The organism is Streptomyces sp. MBT65 (assembly GCF_016612545.1).
In the GTDB taxonomy this organism is placed as follows: Bacteria; Actinomycetota; Actinomycetes; order Streptomycetales; family Streptomycetaceae; genus Streptomyces.
Genome location: NZ_JAENRY010000383.1, coordinates 1 through 13,807, shown reverse-complemented (window position 1 = coordinate 13,807; position 13,807 = coordinate 1). Strand labels below are relative to the sequence as shown.

Below are 13,807 nucleotides of genomic sequence, written 5' to 3'. Positions count from 1 at the left end.
TCCCTCTTCGGCACGGCCCGGCGGAAGCGCTAGCCACCGCCGGGCCGTGCCGAAGAGGGAGCGGGTGATCTCGCGGCCGATCTGGGTGCCCACGGAACGCGCCAGGGACTTGAACATCCCGCTGCCGACGACCTGTTGGACCATCGACTCGTCCTCCTTGGCCGGAGACTTCTTCGCGGCCGCCTTCGGTGTCTCCTGCGGCTGCGGGCGGGACGTCAGCTTCTCGTACGCCGACTCGCGGTCCACAGCCTGTGCGTAACGGCCGTAGAGGGACGAGGACTTGACCGCCGCGTCGAGGGTCGTCGGGTCGATCGGGCCCATCAGGGACTCGGGGGCGCGGAGGCGGGTGACGGCGACGGGGGTCGGGGCGCCGTTCTCGCTCAGGACCGTGACCACGGCTTCGCCCGTGCCCAGGCCCGTCAGGATCTCCTCCAGGTCGTAGGAGGAGTTCGGGAAGGTCTTCACCGTTGCCTTCAACGCCTTCTGGTCGTCCGGGGTGAAGGCGCGGAGCGCGTGCTGGACGCGGTTGCCGAGCTGGGCCAGGACGTCGCCGGGTACGTCCTTCGGGGTCTGGGTCACGAAGAAGACGCCGACCCCTTTCGAGCGAATCAGGCGGACGGTCTGCGTGATCGAGTCCAGGAAGGCCTTGGAGGCGTCGTTGAAGAGCAGATGCGCCTCGTCGAAGAAGAAGACGAGCTTCGGCTTCTCGGCGTCACCGACCTCCGGGAGGTCGTGGAAGAGGTCGGCCAGCAGCCACATCAGGAAGGTCGAGAAGAGCTGCGGTTTGTCCTGGACGGCGGGGAGTTCGAGGACCGAGACCATGCCCCGGCCGTCGGTCGCCGTGCGCAGCAGCTCGCTCGTGTCGAACTCGGGCTCGCCGAAGAAGTCGGCCATGCCCTGCGCCTCGAAGGCGGTGAGGGAGCGCAGGATCACACCGGCCGTGGCGGTGGACAGGCCGCCGATGTTCTTCAGTTCCGGCCTGCCCTCGTCCGAGGTCAGGAAGGTGACGACCGCCCGCAGGTCCTTGAGGTCGATCAGCTCCAGGCCCTTGGTGTCGGCGTAGTGGAAGATCAGGCCGAGCGACTGCTCCTGGGTCTGGTTGAGCTGGAGGACCTTGGAGAGCAGCACCGGGCCGAAGCCGGTGATCGTGGCCCGGACCGGGATGCCGTGACCAATACCGCCCAGGGCGTAGAACTCGGCCGGGAATCCGGTCGCCGTCCACTGCTGCCCGACCTCGACGGCCCTGCCCGCGACCTTGTCGTTCGAGGTGCCCGGTGCCGAAATGCCCGACACATCGCCCTTCACGTCCGCGAGGAACACCGGCACGCCCTGCGCCGAGAGCTGCTCGGCGATGAGCTGGAGGGTCTTGGTCTTGCCGGTGCCGGTGGCGCCCGCGACCAGGCCGTGGCGGTTGAGCATCGGGAGGGGGATGCGGATCTGCGCGTCGGGCAGCGGGGCCCCTTCCCACAGCAGGGCGCCCAGGTCGAGTGCAGGTCCTGTGAAGGCGTACCCGGCGGCGATCGTCTCGCTGTCACTCATATCAGGCCTCGGTTCCCTTTTTGCCCGGCTTTGCGGCATCTTTTCCAGCGTCGCACTCCGTCTCCATGGCTGCGCCCGGAACGTCATGACCGGTAGGCTTTCCGTGTGATCTTCAAGCGCATCGGAAACGGCCGGCCGTACCCCGACCACGGCCGGGAGAGCACCCGGCAGTGGGCGGATGTCGCGCCGCGCCCGGTCCGCCTCGATCAACTCGTGACGACCAAGGGCCAGCTCGACCTCGAAACCCTCCTCGCCGAGGACTCGACCTTCTACGGCGACCTCTTCGCGCACGTCGTGAAGTGGCAGGGCGACCTGTACCTGGAGGACGGCCTGCACCGCGCGGTCCGCGCGGCCCTCCAGCAGCGCCAGGTCCTGCACGCGCGCGTACTCGAACTGGACTGAGCCGCAGCCCCCTTTTTTGAGGCTCGGTTCGCCTCCGGGGCGCCAAAGCCCCTTCGGCTCACTCGCCGGTGCTGACCCGGGGTTCGCCCTTTCGGGTTGGTCTCGGCGCTGTCGAATGATCATCTAGTAGGCATCGTCGCCCGGGCGCACTACGCTGCGCTCATGAGCATGCTGACTCCCCCAGGCATGGGCGGCCAGTACCGGATCACGGGGGACAAATACCCGCGCATGCGCCGTCCGCGGCGTCGCGGGCGGCTTGTCCTCATGATGGTCGCGTCCGTCGCCGTAGTGGGTGTGGGCGGGTGGGGCACGTTGCAGCTCATCGACGTCTTCACCGGTGGCGGCAAGCAGGCCTCGGCCTCCGGTTCCAAGGCCGCCTGCGCTACCAAGGCGAGCCCGTCACCGAGTGCCGACGCCGCCGCGGTGCCCAAGCCCGCCCAGATCACCGTGAACGTCTACAACGCCACGCCCCGCAGCGGTCTCGCCAAGTCGACCGCCGACGAGCTGAAGAAGCGCGGCTTCCGGATCGGCGACGTGGGCAACGCGTCCGCGCAGTGGGACAAGAAGGTCAAGGGCACCGGCGTGCTGCTCGGACCGGCCGCCTCGCTCGACACCTCGCTGCCCGTCCTCGCCACCCAGCTCACCGGCGCCGAGCGCCGCACCGAGGCCACCCGCAAGGGCACCACCGTCGACCTGATCATCGGCACCGCGTTCAAGAACCTCACGGCGAAGGCCGCCGCCGACAAGGCACTGGCCGCGCTGAACGGGGCCGCCGCACCGACGGCCGGCGCCTCGGCTTCACCGAAGGCGTGCTCGTAGCCGTAGGCCGCCGCACACGCAGAATCCCGTACGGCGGGTAAGAGCCGTACGGGAATCCGGTGTTGATCTGTTCGGCGTCGAACTGCCGGACGGTGAGCGGGTGTTGAGCGCTCCGGTGGCCATCGGCCGGACGGAAAGTGGGTATTGAGCCGTCCGGTGGCCATCGGCCGGACCGTAAGCAGGTGTTGAGCGGTCCGGTGTCGAACTGCCGGACGGAGAGCGGGTATTGAGCGCTCGGGTGGCCATCGGCCGGACAGTGAGCGGGTGTTGAGCCGTCCGGTGGCCATCGGCCCGATGCTGAGCTGGTGTTACTCCGCCGCGCCGTACAGCCGGTCGCCCGCGTCGCCCAGGCCCGGGACGATGTAGCCGTGTTCGTTCAGGCGCTCGTCGACCGAGGCCGTCACGACCGTCACCGGGGTGCCCGCCAGCTCGCGCTCCATGACCTCGACGCCCTCGGGGGCGGCGAGCAGCACCACGGCGGTCACGTCGTCGGCGCCGCGCTTGATCAGCTCGCGGATCGCGGCGACCAGGGTGCCGCCGGTGGCCAGCATCGGGTCCAGGACGTACACCTGGCGGCCGGAGAGGTCCTCCGGCATGCGCGTGGCGTACGTGGAGGCCTGGAGCGTCTCCTCGTTGCGCACCATGCCCATGAAGCCGACCTCGGCCGAGGGCAGCAGCCGGACCATGCCGTCCAGCATGCCGAGGCCGGCCCGCAGGATCGGCACCACCAGCGGGCGCGGGTAGGACAGCTTGACGCCGGTGGTCGAGGCGACCGGCGTCGTGATGTCGACCTGTTCGGTGCGCACGTCCCGCGTGGCCTCGTAGGCGAGCAGGGTGACCAGCTCGTCGGCCAGGCGGCGGAAGGTCGCGGAGTCGGTGCGCTGGTCGCGCAGCGTGGTGAGCTTGTGGGCGACCAGGGGGTGGTCGACGACGTGGAGACGCATGTCCACAACAGTAGCCGGGCCCCGCGGCTGCCGCGGCCCCGCTCCGACCGGTCGCGACAACGGCCCCCACCGGCCGCGATTCCACCCGGACTGGCATCAAACCGCCCGTCCGGGGGAAAGTGGGTGGGACGGACCGAGGTGGTGAGCGATGCCTGACCGTGAGTCCCACGAGGACCCGTCGCAGCGGAACGACAGCCGGGAGACCGAGGCCGAGCGCAGACGGCGCCGGGCCCAGTTCCTGCGTGATCTGGCCGAGGCGCGCGAGCTGCGCGACCGCGTCCAGCCCCGGCGCGCCAAGGTCGCCCGGCTTCGCCACGCCATGCGTATGCGCACGTTCCGCTGGTAGTCGAGACCTGTCTCACAGGAGCTTGTAAGGCCAACCGGGTGCGTGTGCAGGGCGATCGGCGCGTACGATCCCGCTGGTGGTCGATCAAAACGGGCGGACACAGGGAGCCGAAGACGTCCCCTGAACGCCTTGTTTCTGCCACGATTCCGAGTGGGTGGGGCTCGGAGCACGAGCTCTCCCCGCCCGTAACCTCCGCCGGGGGGACCCCCAACCGGCACACCTATGACCAGTGGGAGAGTCACGGTGTACTTCGCCGCACTGCTCGCGCGCACCGAAGACGGGTGGGAAGCGAGCGACACAGAGCTCGACGATGTCGAGAGCCTGTCGGATCTGGCCGAACTGGCCCGTGAAGCCTCGCCCGAGGACGACACGGTGCTGGTGCTCATCGAGCAGGAGGACGCCTGGTTCGGCGTCGTCCGCATCGACGGCGAGGACGACCCTCGGATCTACGTCTCGGACGCAGCTGCCGCAGCCCGCAGCTCGTACGGCGAGATCCTGCTCACCGACGAGCTGCTCGGACGGGATCCGGACGCCGACGACGATGTCGATCTGGACTCGCTCGACCTCGACGGTACCGAGGACGGTGACACCGAGGAGGACGACGAGGACGGCACCTCCTCGGCCGAGGCCGTTCCGCACAGCCCCGTCGGTGACAGCCAGATCCTGGACGATCTGGGCGTCGGCGAGAAGGAGTTGCGGCTCCTCGACGCCGACGACGCCCTGAGCTCCATCGCCGAGGCCCTGGGGGCCTCGGAGGTCCTGGAGACCGTCCGCTGACCGCAGCACGCACAGAAGGGACCCCGGACCCGGTACGCGACCGCTGGCGGGCCGCGATGCGGCTCGCCCTCGACGCTGCCGGAGCGGCCGCCCGGGGCGGCGACGTCCCGGTCGGCGCGGTCGTGCTGTCCCCGGACGGTACGACCGTGCTCGCCACCGGGCACAACGAACGCGAGGCCACCGGCGATCCGACGGCGCACGCCGAGGTCCTCGCGATCCGGCGGGCCGCCGCGCACCTCGGTGAGTGGCGGCTCTCGGGCTGCACGCTGGTCGTCACCCTCGAACCCTGCACGATGTGCGCGGGCGCGCTGGTGCAGTCCCGGGTCGACCGGGTCGTCTACGGCGCCCGCGACGAGAAGGCGGGCGCGGCCGGCTCGCTCTTCGACGTCGTACGGGACCGGCGGCTCAACCACCGCCCCGAGGTGATCGAGGGCGTGCTCGCGGAGGAGTGCGCGCACGTCCTCACGGAGTTCTTCCGCGGCCGGTAGCGGGATCGGTGGCGGGGTCCGATTACCGATTTCAAACCACACCCCACCTTGTTGTAAGGTCTCTCTCGGTAGCGTGTCCGAGCGGCCGAAGGAGCTCGCCTCGAAAGCGAGTGTGGCGCAAGTCACCGAGGGTTCAAATCCCTCCGCTACCGCTCTCACACCCTCCTGACCTGAGACACGGTCAGGGGGGTGTCGTGCGTGCGGACATGGGCCGGTCAGCGGGAGGCGCGCTGGGCCTCGATCACCTGGTGGACCGTCGGGTCGCTGTCGGCGTGCCGGTGGGAGCGGGCCGCGAAGTCCGGGAACTGGACGGCCAGGGCGCAGCGCAGGCGCAGTTCGAGCGGGGCGATGTTGATCTCGCCGCGGTTGTCCTCGACGGCCCGGACGACCGCGGCCGCCACCTCGTCGGGCGAGACGGTGCGCACGCCGCTCGGCACCTCGGCGCCGGTCGCGGCGAACATGCCCGCGTCGCGGACGAAGCCGGGCTGGACGAGGGAGACGCCGACGCCGGTGTCGTGGAGGTCCAGGCGCAGGCTGTGGGCGAAGCCGCGCAGGCCGAACTTGGACGCGGTGTAGAGCGAGGAGTACGGGGTGGCGGCCTTGCCGGACATGGAACCGACGAAGGCCAGATGACCGCGTCCCCGCGCCACCATGCAGGGGGCGAGCAGCCGGGACAGCAGGACGGGTGCGGTCAGGTTCACCGCGAGGGCGCGCTCGATCTGCGCGGGGGTGTAGTCGAGGAGGTCGCCGCTGGCGGGCAGTGCCGCGTTGGCCACCAGCACGTCCACGTCCGGGCAGTGCGCGGCGAGCCGGGCCACCGAGTCGGGGTCGGCGAGGTCCGCGACGACGGGCCTGGCGCCGACCTCGGCGGCGAGGGTCTCCAGCGCCTCGGGCTGCCGCCCGGTCACCACCAGCGTGGCGTTCGCGCGGGCCAGCCGGTGGGCGAGGGCGCGTCCGATGCCCCCGGTCGCGCCGGTGAGCAGAACAGTCGTGCCGGCGATGTGCGTCAACGCCGCCTCCAGTCCGGGTTGCCACCCTGTAGGACCTCATTGGCAATGAGTTGACTGTACTCATTGTATCTAGGCAATTCAATTGCCAAAATGGCTGGCAACAAGCTTCGGTGGCAACGGCTCTCACAAGGTGGTCCTCGTGGAACAACGGGAAATCGGCAGGATCGGTCGGAGCGTCTCGGTGGTGGGGCTCGGCACCTGGCAGCTGGGCGCCGACTGGGGCGCGGTGGACGAGGACGAGGCACTGGCCGTCCTCGGCGCCGCCGTGGACTCGGGCGTGACGTTCCTCGACACGGCGGACGTGTACGGCGACGGCCGCAGCGAGCGGCTCATCGGCTCGTTCCTCAGGCGGCTCGGCCCCTCGCGCGCGGACGGCATCCTCGTGGCGACGAAGCTGGGGCGGCGCGCCCCGCAGCACCCGGACGAGTTCACCCTGGCCAACTTCCGTTCCTGGACGGACCGTTCGCGCGCCAACCTGGGCGTGGACACGCTCGATCTGGTCCAGCTGCACTGCCCGCCCACGCCCGTCCTCTCCGCCGACTCGGTGTACGACGCCCTGGACGTGCTCGTCGACGAGGGGCGCGTCGCGGCGTACGGGGTGAGCGTGGAGACCTGCGAGGAGGCGCTGACCGCGATCGCCCGGCCCCATGTGGCCAGTGTGCAGATCATCCTCAACGCCTTCCGGCGCAAACCCCTGGAGCGCGTCCTGCCCGCGGCCCGGGCGGCCGGTGTGGGCATCGTCGCCCGCGTCCCGCTCGCCTCCGGGCTGCTCTCCGGCCGGTACCGCCGGGACACGGTCTTCGCCGCCGACGACCATCGCGCCTACAACCGCCACGGTGAGTCCTTCGACGTCGGCGAGACGTTCTCCGGCGTCCCCTACGAGGTGGGTGTCGAAGCGGCCGCCGAGTTCGCGGCGCTCGTGCCCGACGGCACGACTCCGGCGCAGGCGGCGCTGCGCTGGGTCGTGCAGCAGCCCGGCGTGACCACGGTGATCCCCGGCGCGCGCACCCGGCAGCAGGCCCGCGCCAACTCCGAGGCCGCGGGGCTGCCCGGACTTCCCCCGCTCACGACCAAGTCGATCGAGGAGATCTACGACCGCCGGATCAGGGCCCTGGTGCACGACCGCTGGTGACGGCGGCCCGGCGGGGGCAGGGCTGTGGCCCACGGGGAGGGGAGTCCCCGTGGGCCACAGCCGTCTTCGCGGGACGTCACCCGGTGCCGAGGAGTGCGTCCGTGAAGTCGTTGCCGAACTTGCCGGCCGGGTCGTACGCGCGGACCAACCGCGCGAAGGCGCCGAGCCGTTCGTGCAGCGCGGCCAGCTCCCGCGGGGTGAGCGCGGTCAGCTTGCCCCAGTGCGGGCGGGCGCCGAGCGGCAGCAGGACGTCCTCGACGGCGGCGATCAGCGGCCGGACGCGGTCCAGGTCCCTGACCCAGGTGAAGTGGAAGGTGACGGAGTCCCGGCCGCGGGCGGGGCTCAGCCACAGGTCGTCCGCGCGGACCGTGCGCACCTCCGCGATGTGCAGGGCGGGGGCGAGGCGCGGCCCCAGGCTCCGCAGCGCGGCGAAGGCGGCGGGGGCCGCGGCGCGCGGCAGGTAGTACTCGGACTGCAGTTCCTCGCCGGCCCCCGGGGTGAGTTCGGGCCTGAAGTGCGGCAGGCGCTCGCACCACGGGCCCGGTTCGTCGAGCTGGCGGGTGCTGAACTCCGGGGGCATTCCGGGGACGGGGTTCATGGGCCGCTCGGCCCGGCGGCCGCCGTCCCAGCCGGGGTCGGGCCGGTCCGTCCTGCGCTTGAGCCAGACCTCGGCGAACGCGCCGCCCCAGTCGGTGAACACGCTGACGCTGTGGGCCGCGCCGGACACCGTGTCGAAGTCCGCCGCCACCTCGTCGAGCGGGACCGCGACATGGACGCGCTGCGCCATCGCGTAGCTCGGCTCGACGTCGAGGGTCAGCCGGGTGACGATGCCGAGCGCGCCGAGGGCCACCACCGCGCCGGGGAAGACGTCCGGGTCGGTGTCCCGGCTCAGCTCGGTCACGTCGCCCTCGGGGCCGATCAGTTGCAGCGCCCGGACCGACGCGGCCAGACAGCGCAGGGTGTCGCCGGACCCGTGGGTGCCGGTGGCCACGCTCCCGCACATCGCCGTCGCCTGCAGCGGCGCCACCGGCCCCGCCCGGTCCGGCCACAGCCTGAGCTGCCAGATTGGCCAGGGCGTGACCGGCGCGTTCGAGCGGGGCGATGACGTCCGCGTAGCGCAGGCCGGCGGAGACGGTGACGGCCGGGGCCGCCGGGTCGAGTTCGACCGCGGGCGGCAGGCCGTCCAGCCGGACCAGGTCCCCGCGGGTGTCGGCGACGGCGCTGAACGAGTGGCCGCTGCCGACGGCGCGTATACGGTCGCTGCCCGCGACGAGCCGCCGCAGCTCGTCGAGACTCCGCGGCCGATGCCACCGGGCGGCGCCGAACGTGATGTTTCCGGCCCAGTTGGTGGCCGCTTCGAGCGTACGGGACATGAGTACTCCGATCCGCGGAGGTCGTGGGACCCGGACGTCGCCGGGAGGGGCTGGCCTGGGGCGTGTCCGCACAGTCCCGTCGTCCCGGCCGAAGGGCGGGCTCAGCGGCGTCCGGTGTGTGCGGCCGAAGGCTGGGGGAGCGTGCCGGGCGTCGCGGGGCTGGGGGCACCCCACTGGGGGCGGGACTTCGGGGACACGGCCCAGGGGCGTCGCTCAGCGCGGCTCGGTGCCCGCCGAGGTCGAGACCTTCAGGGCGACGCGTTCCGCCTCGCGCAGGACGGCGTCCCGGTAGCGCGCGTCGAGCCCGGCCACCGGCGGCAGCACATGGCACTCCTCGATCTCACCGTCGGCGTAGGGCAGCGCGAAGCCGGCCAGCGGCAGGACGGTCAGGGGGGAGCGGGTGTCGAACAGGGCGGCGGTCTCGGGTCCGGGTGTCCCGGCGGCGCGGTCGACGGCCGCGCCGACGACGACGACGGCGCGGCCGTCGACCGTGCCGCGCACGGCGCCCAGTCCGTAGCGGGGGCCGAGGCCCAGCCGCTCGCCGGCCGCGGCCAGTTCGGCCCGTACCCCGGGCAGGATCCGGGCGGTCTCCGACCAGCCGAAGGCGAGGGCGAGTTCGAGTTCCAGGCGGGGCCACTTGGCCAGGTAGTAGCGGTTGTTGAGCCACGCCGTGCGGCCGTTGTCCGCGACGCTGCGCAGGTGCGGGAGGTGCAGTCCGTACACCTCCTGGCCGAGCACGATCGGCGTGCCGGTCAGGGCGACCCGCAGCGCCCACTCCTGGTCCTCGGGGCCCCAGCCGCGGAACCCGACGTCGTAGGTGATCCCGTGCTCCTGGACGGTCGCGGTCGGGACGGCCACCAGGCCGCCGCGGGCGAAGACCCAGGGGAAGGCCGCGAACGCCTGGCGCTGGTCGGCGTTCCAGCGGTCGTCCATGACCACCTCGTCGCGCTCCTCCAGGCCGGCGAGCACCTCCCGGTAGTGGCTGAAGGGGGCCGCCTCGACATGCTCGACATCGGTCTCGACGACGTCGTCGTAGCCGATCATCTGGCCCAGGACGCAGACGTTCTGCCCATGGGCGTAATGCCGGTCGTAGAGGTTGTCGAGGAAGTGCGGAGGCAGCACCATGTCCGCGTCCAGGATGAGCGTCACCTGGCCGCGGGCCTGGCGCAGGGCGAGGTTCCGGGCCTGGCAGAGGTTCCACTCGTCGGCGGACAGGATCGACACGACGTCGATCCGGTCGGTGAACTCGCCGGCCACGGAGACGAACTCCGGCGCGTACTCCATCGCGCCGATCAGGACCTCGAAGTCGGAGCGGTCCATCGACTGCTCGGCGAGCGCCGAGAGGACGAGACGGATGTTGTCCAGCCGCTGCTTGTAAGGGATCACGACACTGAACTTCAGATCAGTCATGCCTGGAGTGTGACCGAATGTTGCCCAACTTGGCAATAGTGTGCCTGAATGGAGTTGTCCGCGGATGCCGCAGCGAGTCGACGAGCTGGAGACGACATGACGAACGCCGAGAACGGCAAGCCGGAAGAAGCCGGCGGCAGGGTGGAGACGGCCGTGGAAGGAGGCGCCGCGGGAGCCGCCTCGGGAGCCCCGCGGCTGGTCGGCCTGGCGTCCCGGGGGCCGTTCTTCCTGACGGGATTCGTCTTCGCGAGCTACTTCGTGCAGATCCCGCTCTGGAAGTCCGACTTCGGGCTCTCGGACGGCGAGCTGGGCATGCTGCTGATGCTGCCCATCGTCACCGGACTGCTGGCCATGCAGGCGACCGGCGGGCTCGTCGCGCGCTTCGGCAGCTCGCCCGTCGTACGGGCATCGGCCCTCGCGCTGCCGCTCTCCCTCGTCCTGTTCGTCCCGGCGGGCCGGTCGGGCTCCGTGGTGTGGTTCGGCCTCGCGCTGGCGGTGTTCGGCGCGGCCGACGGTGTCATCGACGTCTCCATGAACAGCCACGCCATCGCGGTGGAGAAGACGACGGGCCGCCACATCATGAACAGCTGCCACGCCGCGTGGAGCATCGGCTCCGCGTCGGGGTCGCTGCTCGGCGGCGCCGCGATCAAGGCCGGCCTCTCCGTCACCGCGCACTACGAGGTCGTGGGCGCCGTCATGGTCGCGCTGGCCCTGGCGGCGGGCCGGCAGCTGCTGCCGGCCTCGGCCGACCGGACCGGGCGGCGCACGGCGGCCGGCGGCGAGCGCACGAGCCGCTCCAGCACCTGGACCGGGTGGTCACCCCGGCTGCTGCTGCTCGGCGCGACCGGCACGGTCGTCCTGGTGTGCAGCGGGGTCGTCGGCAACTGGGGCGGCATCTATCTGCACGACGGCCTCGGTTCCTCCCTCGCCACCGCCTCCCTCGCCTACGTCGCGTTCAGCGCCTGCGAGGCGGGCGGCCGGCTGGTCGGGGACCGGCTGCACGGGCGGTACGGGGCCCGCACGCTGGTCACCCGCAGCGGCGCGGTCGCCGTCGGCGGCCTGGCGGTGGTCGTGCTCGCCCCGGGTGCGGCGATCGCCGTCGCGGGCTTCGCCCTGCTCGGCCTCGGGCTCTCCGTGCTGGTGCCGGTCATCTTCAGCACCGTCGGCCACGGCGGCGAGGACATGGGCACGGCGAGCACGGCGGACGCCCTCGCCAAGATCAACACGATGACGTACAGCGGCCTGCTGATCGGCCCGGTCCTCGTCGGCTGGTGCGCGAGCGGCCTGGGCCTGCGCACCACACTCGGCGGCCTGCTCATCCTCCTTGCCGCAACCCTCACGGCCGGCCTGCGCAGGGTGTGACCCCCGCCCGCGCGTCCGGCGGGGCGATCCCCGTACGGCCGAGGAACCGCCTGGCGGTGGCGGGCGAAACGCTCGGTTCCCGCTCCTGCGACGTTACGACGACGGCCCGCACGCCCGCCCGGAAGGAAGGAGGTCGTGCGGGGCAGTTCCCGCACGGCCGAAGGCCTGCCCGGCAACCGGGGGCGTACCGGGCGGGTCGCGCGACGCGACGACGACCACCAGCACCGCCCCCGAAAAAAAGGAGGTCGCGCGAGGCCGTTCCCGGGACAGCCGAAAACCCGCCCCGCCGTCGCGGGCGCACCACGCGGGACGTGCGACACGACGACGACCACCCACACCACCCCCAGAAAGAGGCCACGCAAGGCGATTCCCGCACGGCCGAAAGCCCGCCCAGCAATCGCGGGCGCACCGCGCGGTTTCGGCAACGTCCGCCGCTGCCCAACTCGCCATGCTCGCCGACCGGTCCCGCAAAGGCGGCCGGTGCCCGATCCCATCGTTCGCCGGGTGCATCCAGGCCGTGTTCCAGGCGGAGCAGACGGCGACGGCCCGCACGCCCCCGGAAGGAAGGAGGTCGTGCGGGCCGTCGGTGTTCGGTGGGGCCCGGCGGTCAGGCCGCCGAGGCCCTCGCGGGGGTCGGCTCGTCGACGAGGGTGAAGTGGTAGCCGCGCTCCAGCAGTCCCTCGATCATGGGTGGGAGTGCCTCCACCGTCTGGCCGCGGTCGCCTCCGCCGTCGTGCAGCAGGACGACGGAGCCGGGGCGCGCCTGGTCGAGGACGAGGTCCGAGACGGTCCGGGCACCCGGCATCGACCAGTCGTCCGGCACCACGTCCCACAGCGCGATCCGCAGCCCCGACTCGGCGATCCAGTCCAGGACCTGGGGCGTCCGGGCCCCGTACGGCGGCCGGAACAGGGCCGGCGCGGGCACTCCGGCCGCCTCCGTGATCGCCTCCTGGGTGCGTTCGATCTGCTCCCGGAGCTGCGGCCGGGTCAGCTCGGGCAGGAACGGGTGCGACCAGGTGTGGTTGCCGAACCCGTGTCCCTGTTCCCGCATCCGCACCAGGAGGTCGGGGTGGGCACGGGCGTTCATGCCCACGCAGAAGAACGTCGCCGGTACGCCGTAGCGTTCGAGGACGTCCAGGACGCGCCCGGTGTTCTCCGGCTGCGGTCCGTCGTCGAAGGTGAGCGCGATCTCCCTGCGGTCGCGGCCGCGGTGGCTCAGGCACCGGCCCGCGGCGGTCAGCTCCGCGGTCTCGGCCGCCGCGCCGGCGATCCACTCCGCCAGCTCCGGCTCACGGCCGGTCTGGGTGCCGCGCGCCCGCTCCAGCCGGGCCAGCGCGGACGGCGCCCGGGCGGCGGCCCGGGCGATCGCGGCGGCGGGCACCGAGCCGAACCCCGGCCGCGGCGGCAGCAGGTGCGGGTCCGCCCGGTGGACGGCGAGGCCCGCGGCCATCAGACGGCCGTCGAGGATGCCGTTGGTGCTCTCCACCACCGTGACCGGCGGCTGCCCGGGCAGCCCGCGCAGCCGGTCGATCAGCTCCGGCACCCGGTCCGCGCCGAACCGCGCCGGCGGCACGGCGGACCGGCCCGCCTCGTCGACCACGTCGACCTCGTATCCGTCGCCGTCCCACGCAATTCCCGCATACAACATGACAGCACTCCTCGGGTTGGGGGCGGGCGCCGCTCAGGCGGGGCGGACGTACTCCGCGAAGTGGCGCTCGGCGAACAGCTCCGGCCAGGTGCCGTGGTCGAGGCCCAGCTCCTGCGCGCGCCGCAGCAGGTGCCGCCAGTACGGCTTCACCGGCAGCCAGGCGGGACCGACCTCGCAGTACGAGGCGTCGACGAAGTAGCGGTCCTTGCCGCGCTGTCCGGCGGAGGCGTCCTTCTCGGCCACCTCCAGGTGCGAGCCGGGCAGTACGACGAGCGAGGAGGTGCCGGCGTCGAGGCCGTCCAGGTAGTGCAGCGTGTGGATCATCGCGTGGGCGCGGTCGGTCTGCGGCCGCTGTTCGTAGTCGTGGTGCCAGGGCTTGCCCGGGACGTCCGGGCGCTGCCGGTCGCTGTGCAGGTGGTGGAAGACGAAGTCGGGGCCCATCAGCGCGCTGAGCAGCTGGAGCAGCGGCTCGTGGCCGATGAGTTCGCCGTGGGCCGGGAGTTCCAGCTCCATCACGGGCGGAACCCCGTTGACGTCCGGGTCCAGGCACGCGGCGA

14 protein-coding genes, 1 tRNA gene and 1 pseudogene are annotated in these 13,807 nt (G+C 72.1%); 8 read left to right on the top strand and 8 right to left on the bottom strand.

The window, feature by feature from the left end:
* Positions 1-1,539, bottom strand: a 1,539-nt coding sequence (locus JHN63_RS45580) for a helicase HerA-like domain-containing protein (RefSeq protein WP_200691016.1), incomplete at its 3' end; no start/stop codon positions are given.
* A 105-nt stretch (positions 1,540-1,644) separates the two neighbouring features.
* Between JHN63_RS45580 and JHN63_RS45575 the strand changes: the two genes are divergently transcribed.
* A complete protein-coding gene (locus JHN63_RS45575; protein WP_003999914.1) occupies positions 1,645-1,941 on the top strand; it encodes a type II toxin-antitoxin system VapB family antitoxin in 297 nt (98 codons plus the stop codon).
* A 186-nt stretch (positions 1,942-2,127) separates the two neighbouring features.
* Positions 2,128-2,760 (top strand): LytR C-terminal domain-containing protein, encoded by a 633-nt coding sequence (locus tag JHN63_RS45570; protein ID WP_200691020.1) that lies wholly within the window; start codon positions 2,128-2,130, stop codon positions 2,758-2,760.
* Between the two features lie 308 nt (positions 2,761-3,068).
* On the opposite strand, the gene upp is transcribed toward JHN63_RS45570, so the two are convergent.
* Entirely contained in the window at positions 3,069-3,704 is a 636-nt protein-coding gene (upp, locus tag JHN63_RS45565; RefSeq protein WP_200691015.1) for a uracil phosphoribosyltransferase, read from the bottom strand.
* 148 nt (positions 3,705-3,852) lie between these two features.
* On the opposite strand from upp, the gene JHN63_RS45560 reads away from it, so the two are divergent.
* The 4 genes from JHN63_RS45560 to JHN63_RS45545 all read left to right on the top strand — a co-directional run bounded on the left by JHN63_RS45560 (position 3,853) and on the right by JHN63_RS45545 (position 5,467).
* Positions 3,853-4,050, top strand: coding sequence for a hypothetical protein (locus JHN63_RS45560; protein ID WP_200691014.1), 198 nt, complete (start codon positions 3,853-3,855; stop codon positions 4,048-4,050).
* Between the two features lie 243 nt (positions 4,051-4,293).
* Positions 4,294-4,827, top strand: a complete 534-nt coding sequence (locus JHN63_RS45555) for a hypothetical protein (RefSeq protein WP_200691019.1) — start codon at positions 4,294-4,296, stop codon at positions 4,825-4,827.
* A gap of 56 nt (positions 4,828-4,883) precedes the next feature.
* Positions 4,884-5,315, top strand: coding sequence for a tRNA adenosine(34) deaminase TadA (gene tadA, locus JHN63_RS45550; protein WP_200691013.1), 432 nt, complete (start codon positions 4,884-4,886; stop codon positions 5,313-5,315).
* A 67-nt stretch (positions 5,316-5,382) separates the two neighbouring features.
* Positions 5,383-5,467: transfer RNA gene (locus tag JHN63_RS45545), tRNA-Ser, on the top strand.
* A gap of 63 nt (positions 5,468-5,530) precedes the next feature.
* On the opposite strand, the gene JHN63_RS45540 is transcribed toward JHN63_RS45545, so the two are convergent.
* The gene (locus JHN63_RS45540; RefSeq protein WP_234478682.1) at positions 5,531-6,325 is read right to left on the bottom strand and encodes an SDR family oxidoreductase; all 795 of its coding nucleotides are present in this window, start codon (positions 6,323-6,325) and stop codon (positions 5,531-5,533) included.
* A gap of 130 nt (positions 6,326-6,455) precedes the next feature.
* Here JHN63_RS45540 and JHN63_RS45535 point away from each other — a divergent pair, with 130 nt between their 5' ends.
* Complete coding sequence (locus JHN63_RS45535) at positions 6,456-7,457, top strand: aldo/keto reductase (RefSeq protein WP_200691012.1); 1,002 nt, start codon at positions 6,456-6,458, stop codon at positions 7,455-7,457.
* 76 nt (positions 7,458-7,533) lie between these two features.
* Here the strand turns inward: JHN63_RS45535 and JHN63_RS45530 are convergent, their stop codons facing one another.
* From JHN63_RS45530 to JHN63_RS45525, 3 genes and pseudogenes are all read right to left on the bottom strand, one after another.
* Positions 7,534-8,484, bottom strand: coding sequence for a D-arabinono-1,4-lactone oxidase (locus JHN63_RS45530; protein WP_374223004.1), 951 nt, complete (start codon positions 8,482-8,484; stop codon positions 7,534-7,536).
* Positions 8,485-8,527: 43 nt separating this feature from the next.
* A pseudogene (locus tag JHN63_RS54890) lies at positions 8,528-8,830 on the bottom strand (FAD-binding protein); the annotation flags it as partial.
* 213 nt (positions 8,831-9,043) lie between these two features.
* On the bottom strand, positions 9,044-10,240 hold the full coding sequence (locus JHN63_RS45525; protein ID WP_200691011.1) for a glycosyltransferase family A protein: 1,197 nt from the start codon (positions 10,238-10,240) through the stop codon (positions 9,044-9,046).
* 96 nt (positions 10,241-10,336) lie between these two features.
* Between JHN63_RS45525 and JHN63_RS45520 the strand changes: the two genes are divergently transcribed.
* Entirely contained in the window at positions 10,337-11,602 is a 1,266-nt protein-coding gene (locus JHN63_RS45520) for an MFS transporter (protein ID WP_200691010.1), read from the top strand.
* Between the two features lie 607 nt (positions 11,603-12,209).
* Here JHN63_RS45520 and JHN63_RS45515 read toward each other — a convergent pair.
* Positions 12,210-13,250 carry a polysaccharide deacetylase family protein gene (locus JHN63_RS45515; protein ID WP_200691009.1) on the bottom strand — a complete coding sequence of 347 codons (1,041 nt, stop codon included), beginning with the start codon at positions 13,248-13,250 and terminating at the stop codon, positions 12,210-12,212.
* A gap of 33 nt (positions 13,251-13,283) precedes the next feature.
* On the bottom strand, positions 13,284-13,807 hold a 524-nt coding region (locus JHN63_RS45510), incomplete at its 5' end, for a hypothetical protein (protein WP_234478681.1).

Bases quoted from the DNA above. Each gene is read 5' to 3' on its own strand.
- JHN63_RS45570 (WP_200691020.1), top strand. From the start codon at position 2,128: ATGGGCGGCCAGTACCGGATCACGGGGGACAAATACCCGCGCATGCGC.
- tadA (WP_200691013.1), top strand. From the start codon at position 4,884: ATGCGGCTCGCCCTCGACGCTGCCGGAGCGGCCGCCCGGGGCGGCGAC.
- JHN63_RS45515 (WP_200691009.1), bottom strand. From the start codon at position 13,250: ATGTTGTATGCGGGAATTGCGTGGGACGGCGACGGATACGAGGTCGAC.
- JHN63_RS45520 (WP_200691010.1), top strand. From the start codon at position 10,337: ATGACGAACGCCGAGAACGGCAAGCCGGAAGAAGCCGGCGGCAGGGTG.
- upp (WP_200691015.1), bottom strand. From the start codon at position 3,704: ATGCGTCTCCACGTCGTCGACCACCCCCTGGTCGCCCACAAGCTCACC.
- JHN63_RS45560 (WP_200691014.1), top strand. From the start codon at position 3,853: ATGCCTGACCGTGAGTCCCACGAGGACCCGTCGCAGCGGAACGACAGC.
- JHN63_RS45525 (WP_200691011.1), bottom strand. From the start codon at position 10,240: ATGACTGATCTGAAGTTCAGTGTCGTGATCCCTTACAAGCAGCGGCTG.